Here is a 6,138-nt window from a genome sequence, read left to right as displayed (position 1 = left end):
GCTTCGAGGTTGCGGCGGCGATTGCTTTCGTCTTTTCCGGACCGAAAGCAAAGCGTTTCAGATAGGACTCGTAGTCCCAGTTGACGAGTACGCGGCCTACATCAAAAATAATGGTATCAATCATGACTGTTTTTCTCCTTTGTCTGATTTGTCGTTCTCATCGCGGTGCGACAGAACCTTGGCAACCAGCATCATGGCATAGATGAGCACTGGTGCGGTAATTGCACAGTAGAGGCAGACCGTCAGCGCCTTGTGTGCAAACGGCGTGTCGATAAACGCAAAAATCATGGCGCCAAGCCCGAATCCGATCAGGACCGCGATGGAGAGAAGGGCGCCGATCTGTTTGAGTCGTTTCATAAAAATCTCCGATCGTTTACTGAAAATAAAATATAAAGAAACATAACCAAGTGTAGCACAGTTGAAAAGAAACATCCACCGCAAGTTTTAAGAATTTTTTAGAAAAAATTAATGGCGCTTTCGATTGCTTTTTTCCCTCAAAAGGGATAGAGTATTGGCATATACTTTGAAAAAGGAGAAACGAGAACAAAATGGATAAACTGAAAGAAAAACTTTCCCGCCTGATGTACGGCCGCTACGGCATCGATCAGCTGGGCAATTTTATGATGTGGGCGGCAGTTGCCATGATGATTTTCGGAGCGGTTGTACGGAGCTCCCTTATCTACACCCTGGCACTCGTCCTGATCGTCTGGGCGGATGTGCGCATCATGTCCAAGAACCATTCCAAACGGTATGCGGAAAACCAGAAATTCCTGGAACTGAAAAACCGCGTCGTCGGATTCTTCCGAGGCGGAACCCGTGCATTCAAGGATAAAGAGCACTGCTACTTCCGCTGCCCGTCCTGCCATCAGCAGGTGCGTGTGCCGAAAGGAAAAGGCCACATCGAGATCCGCTGCCCGAAATGCGGAACAAAATTCATCAAAAACACCTGATAAAAAGGAGCAGTGCGATTCATGTTTGGTTATGTGACCATCCGAAAGGATGACCTGAAAGTCAAAGATTACAACAAATATCAGGCATACTACTGCGGTCTGTGTCAGGATATCAAAGAGGCGTATGGAAAAAAGGGTCAGGCGATGCTGACGTTTGATATGACATTTCTTTCCATCCTGCTGACCGGGCTTTATGAATGTGAGACAAAAGAAGAGGAGCATTACTGCTTTCTTCATCCCGGCAAAAAACATAAATGCCTGCGGAACAAATACACAAAATACTGCGCAGACATGAACGTGCTGCTCGCCTATTACAATCTGCTGGATGACTGGGAGGACGAGAAAAACTACGCGGCGTTTACAGCGGCAAAGGCTTTGAAAAAATCTGTGACACGCATCGAGGCATCGTATCCGCGCCAGACGAAAGCAGTGCAGGATTACCTCGAAAAGCTGCATGCATGCGAGAAGGAAAACAATCCAGACCTCGATCTTGCGGCGGGCTATACCGGAGAGGTGATGGCGGAGATCTATATTCCGGAGGAGGACATCTGGAGCGATGATCTGCGCCAGGTCGGCTTTTACATCGGAAAATTCATTTACCTGATGGATGCGCTTGATGACGTGGAAAAAGATAAAAAGAGCGGAAACTACAACCCGTTTCTGTCCATCGCAGATCAGCCGGACTTCGAGGAAACCGCAGAAAAAATCCTGCTGATGATGACGGCGGAAGCGTCGCGTGCATTTGAAAAACTTCCGATCCTGGAAAATGTAGACATTCTGCGAAATATATTGTATGCTGGTATCTGGGAAAAATACGAAATGCGAAAAAGCGCAAAAGAGCGCCAAAAAGAGGAGAAATAAAGACTGATGACAGATCCATATGAGGTGCTGGGCGTGTCCCGCGGGGCTTCGGACGATGAAATCAAAAAAGCATACCGAAAACTCAGCCGGACGTATCACCCGGATGCCAATATCAATAATCCGAATAAAGCAGAAGCAGAAGAAAAATTCAAACAGGTGCAGCAGGCGTACAAACAGATCATGGATGAACGCGAGCACGGCACCTCGTACCAGAGCGGAGGTTCGTCGTATGGCGGAGATGCTTACGGCGGCTATGGCCCGTTCGGCGGCTTCGACCCATTCGGCGGCGCGTACGGAAACGGCGGCTCCGCACGGAATGATTATGGAAATTCCGAGCAGGAAATGCGGCTGCAGGCGGCAGCCAACTACATCAACAGCGGCCACTTCCGCGAGGCGATGAACGTGCTGAACGACATTTCCGACCGCAGCGGAAAATGGTATTTCCTGCATGCGATCGCAAATTCGCGCCTCGGCAACAACATCAATGCCGTGCAGGATGCCGAGATGGCAGTCAAATTAGAACCGCAGAATCTGCAGTACCAGCAGCTTTTAAACCAGCTCCAGGGCAGCGGCCAGTGGTATTCCGACATGGGAAGCGGCTACGGCTACGAGAGAAGTGCAGGTGATCTCGGAAAATGGTGCTGTGAATGTATGGCAATCAATGCCATCTGCAATTGCTGTTGCTGCGGCGGAAGAGGATTTTTCTGCTGTTGATGAAAACGAAGTGTATAAAAACAAAAATACCGGGGAGAATAGGACTATCATCGAAATTCCCCTGTTCGATGAGACAGACAAAAGAAGAATAAGGAAATACTTATCCTCCCCTTAAAGACCCCGCTGCGGCCGCAAAAAACGGTCCGCCGCGGGGTCTTCCTTGTCTTTTCCGTACATCGAAAGTCCTTGTGTTTCCTGTCAAAACAGATTATAATGAAAGAGATCGCAATCATGACCGGAAGCCCGATTAGATTCAGAAAAATACGGCACGGATCAGATAAAGAAAACAGAAAGAGAGAAAAGCTATGGAACGAAAAACAGCATGGAATGAGTACAACAAAAAAGATATGAAAAAGCTGGAAAAATTAAACGCCAGCTACCGCGCATTCCTGGACAACGGAAAAACAGAGCGCGAGTGCGTAAAAGAGAGCGTGCGCCAGGCGGAAGAGGCTGGATACGTAAACCTTGACACTTACGTAAAAGAAAACCGTGCATTAAAACCAGGCGACAAAGTTTACGCCGTATGCATGAAAAAAGCCATCGCACTGTTTCAGATCGGAACAAGACCGCTGACCGAAGGTATGAATATCCTCGGCGCACACATCGATTCCCCGCGTCTCGATGTAAAACAGAACCCGCTGTATGAGGACAACGGATTTACATATCTCGATACCCACTACTACGGCGGTATCAAAAATGGCAGTGGGTAACCCTTCCACTTGCCATCCACGGTGTGGTAGCGAAAAAGAACGGCGAAGTCGTTGATGTTGTGATCGGTGAGGATGACAACGATCCGGTATTCTGCGTGACAGACCTTCTGATCCACCTCTCCAGAGAGCAGCAGACAAAACCGGCAAACACTGTTGTAGAGGGCGAAAACCTTGACCTTCTGATCGGAAGCCAGCCGCTCGAAGGAACTGAGAAAGAGGCAGTCAAAGCCATGACCTTAAAACTCTTAAACGACAAATACGGCATCGAAGAAGAGGATTTCCTCTCCGCAGAGCTTGAGATCGTACCGGCCGGAAAAGCACGCGAGCTTGGTATGGATGCCAGCATGATCCTTGCATACGGCCAGGATGACCGTGTATGTGCATACACTTCTCTTGTCGCAATGCTCGAGGTGGAAGCACCGGAGAAGACATCCTGCTGCCTGCTCGTAGACAAAGAGGAGATCGGAAGCGTCGGAGCAACCGGCATGCAGTCTCATTCTTCGAAAACACCATGGCAGAGCTGCTTGCACTTGCAGGCGAGGGAACAGAACTGGCCCTTCGAAGATGCCTTGCTTCCTCCAGAATGCTCTCTTCTGATGTCAGCGCAGCATTTGATCCGCTGTATGCAGCAGCATTTGAGAAGAAAAATGCAGCCTTCTTCGGAAAAGGTATCGTAATTAACAAATTTACAGGAGCAGGCGGAAAGAGCGGCTCAAACGATGCCAATGCAGAGTACGTCGGAGCTCTTCGCGCTATCTTTGATGATGCAAAAGTAAATTGGCAGACAGCAGAGCTTGGTAAAGTTGATGTCGGAGGCGGCGGAACCATCGCCTACATCATGTCTCTGTACGGTATGGAAGTGATTGATTCCGGTGTACCGGTTCTCAGCATGCATGTCCATGGGAAGTAACCAGCAAAGCAGATGTTTACGAGGCCAAGAAGGCCTATGTGGCATTTTTGAAAAACGCATAAATAATATTGAGGAGGTTTGAAACGTTTGGACAGTGACATAGTCGGCAGTATTCTTTTGCAGGTCGTATTGATAGCGGTCAATGCGGTATTTGCCTGCGCGGAGATCGCTGTGGTCTCCTGCAACGACGCTAAACTGGAAAAAATGGCACAGGAGGGAAACAAAAGAGCGGCGAAGCTGTTTCATCTGACGGAACAGCCATCCCGTTTTCTTGCAACGATACAGGTGGTCATCACTCTGTCCGGTTTTCTCGGAAGTGCCTTTGCAGCAGAAAATTTTTCGGATCGAATCGTTTCTGCTCTTGTGGACGCGGGTATGAAGATTCCGGAAAAGACACTGGATGCGATTGCCGTTGTGCTGATTACGCTGCTTTTATCTTACATCACCCTGATCTTTGGCGAACTGGTGCCGAAAAGGATTGCAATGCAGAAGGCTGAGCAGATTGCGCTCGGGATTTCCGGTCTTGTAAGCGGTGCTTCGAAAGTGTTTGCACCGCTTGTGTGGCTGCTGACTGCATCGACAAACGGTATCCTGCGCCTTCTGGGGATCGATCCGAATGAGGACGACGATCAGGTAACAGAGGAAGAAATCCGGATGATGGTAGATGCCGGCAGCGAAAAAGGTACCATCGACAACGAAGAAAAAGATATGATTCAGAACGTATTTGAATTCGATGATCTGACGATCGACGAAATCTGTGTCCACAGAACCGATGTGGACCTTCTGTGGCTGGAAGACTCGGTCGAGGAGTGGGAGCAGCTCATCCATGAGAGCCGCCACTCGTATTATCCGGTCTGCGGCGAAAGCGTAGACGATATCATCGGCGTTCTGGATGCCAAGGATTATTTCCGGCTTCGCACCAAGGACCGCGATCATGTCATGAAAGAAGCAATCAAACAGCCTTATTTTGTTCCTGAAAACATCAAGGCTGCCACGCTGTTCCAGAACATGAAAAAGACCGGCAACTATTTTGCCGTGGTTCTGGATGAGTACGGCGGCATGGATGGAATTATCACCGTGCGTAACCTGATCGAGCAGCTTGTCGGGGACTTGAATGATGAGGCGGAGATCGGGCAGCCATCGGAAATTGAGCTGATTTCCACAGACACCTGGAAAATCATGGGAAGTGCCTCGCTGGATGACGTGGCGGAGGAACTGAAGATCAAACTGCCGGTCGATGAATATGAAACGTTCGGCGGCTACATTTTCGGGGAACTCGGCGCGGTTCCGGATGACGGCAGCCAGTTTGAACTCGAGACCGACGATCTCTGGATCAAGGTCATGCGGGTCAAAGAGCACCGCGTGGAAAATACGGTGGTAAGGAAACTGCCTCCGAAGGAAAAAGGAGAGCAGGAGGAACGTAAGGAGAGGGAATGAAACGTGAACTGGATACAGCAGACCGGAAAATTGTGGAACTGCTGCAGGAAGATGCAAGGCTTCCGCTCAAAAGTATTGCAGACAAGGTAAGTCTCACTTCGCCGACGGTTTCGGCGAGAATCGACCGCCTGGAAAAGGACGGGGTGATCACCGGCTACCGCGCGAGTGTGAACCCGGAGGTTTTCGACTATCGGATCAAGGCATTCATCAATCTGGAGGTTGAGCCGGTGCGGAAAAAGGAATTCTATCCGTACATCACCGACTGCCCGAATGTGATCGAGTGCAACTGCGTGACCGGCGACTATTCGATGCTGATGGAGGTTGTGTTCCACACAACATCTGAGCTGGATCAGTTTATCGGCCAGCTTCAGCATTTTGGAAGAACGAAGACGCAGATCGTGTTCTCTACATCGGTGGAACACAGAGGAATTCCGCTCGGCGATACCAGAATCCCGATTCTGGAGCAGGAAGAAGAAAAAGGTTGATTTTCTGCGGACTTTCCGATATACTAAAGCGTGTTACAAAAACCGGAATCCCGCTAGGGGGACGGCGCGAA

Annotated in this window: 6 protein-coding genes and 1 pseudogene; 6 read left to right on the top strand and 1 reads right to left on the bottom strand. The window is 49.4% G+C overall.

The features are described 5' to 3' along the window. Nucleotides 1–120: 120 nt before the first annotated feature. Nucleotides 121–357 (bottom strand): hypothetical protein, encoded by a 237-nt coding sequence (locus tag DWZ60_RS14540; protein WP_055264772.1) that lies wholly within the window; start codon nt 355–357, stop codon nt 121–123. 191 nt (nt 358–548) lie between these two features. On the opposite strand from DWZ60_RS14540, the gene DWZ60_RS14535 reads away from it, so the two are divergent. The 6 genes and pseudogenes from DWZ60_RS14535 (at nt 549) to DWZ60_RS14510 (ending at nt 6,067) form a co-directional block, all read left to right on the top strand. Further along, complete coding sequence (locus DWZ60_RS14535; protein ID WP_022463182.1) at nt 549–950, top strand: hypothetical protein; 402 nt, start codon at nt 549–551, stop codon at nt 948–950. 21 nt (nt 951–971) lie between these two features. Next, entirely contained in the window at nt 972–1,811 is an 840-nt protein-coding gene (locus DWZ60_RS14530; protein ID WP_055228501.1) for a DUF5685 family protein, read from the top strand. A gap of 6 nt (nt 1,812–1,817) precedes the next feature. Continuing rightward, the gene (locus DWZ60_RS14525; protein ID WP_055221390.1) at nt 1,818–2,525 is read left to right on the top strand and encodes a DnaJ domain-containing protein; all 708 of its coding nucleotides are present in this window, start codon (nt 1,818–1,820) and stop codon (nt 2,523–2,525) included. Between the two features lie 305 nt (nt 2,526–2,830). Beyond that, nucleotides 2,831–4,207: pseudogene (locus tag DWZ60_RS20960) on the top strand (aminopeptidase). A gap of 25 nt (nt 4,208–4,232) precedes the next feature. Then, on the top strand, nt 4,233–5,582 hold the full coding sequence (locus DWZ60_RS14515; protein WP_243038345.1) for a hemolysin family protein: 1,350 nt from the start codon (nt 4,233–4,235) through the stop codon (nt 5,580–5,582). Nucleotides 5,583–5,590: 8 nt separating this feature from the next. Then, nucleotides 5,591–6,067, top strand: a complete 477-nt coding sequence (locus tag DWZ60_RS14510) for an Lrp/AsnC family transcriptional regulator (protein ID WP_055221452.1) — start codon at nt 5,591–5,593, stop codon at nt 6,065–6,067. The last annotated feature ends 71 nt before the right edge of the window (nt 6,068–6,138 follow it).

Source organism: Blautia sp. AF34-10 (assembly GCF_003477865.1).
In the GTDB taxonomy this organism is placed as follows: domain Bacteria; phylum Bacillota; class Clostridia; order Lachnospirales; family Lachnospiraceae; genus Fusicatenibacter; species Fusicatenibacter saccharivorans.
This window is presented reverse-complemented; position numbering and strand designations above follow the sequence as displayed.

Bases quoted from the DNA above. Each gene is read 5' to 3' on its own strand.
- DWZ60_RS14540 (WP_055264772.1), bottom strand. From the start codon at position 357: ATGAAACGACTCAAACAGATCGGCGCCCTTCTCTCCATCGCGGTCCTG.
- DWZ60_RS14535 (WP_022463182.1), top strand. From the start codon at position 549: ATGGATAAACTGAAAGAAAAACTTTCCCGCCTGATGTACGGCCGCTAC.
- DWZ60_RS14530 (WP_055228501.1), top strand. From the start codon at position 972: ATGTTTGGTTATGTGACCATCCGAAAGGATGACCTGAAAGTCAAAGAT.
- DWZ60_RS14525 (WP_055221390.1), top strand. From the start codon at position 1,818: ATGACAGATCCATATGAGGTGCTGGGCGTGTCCCGCGGGGCTTCGGAC.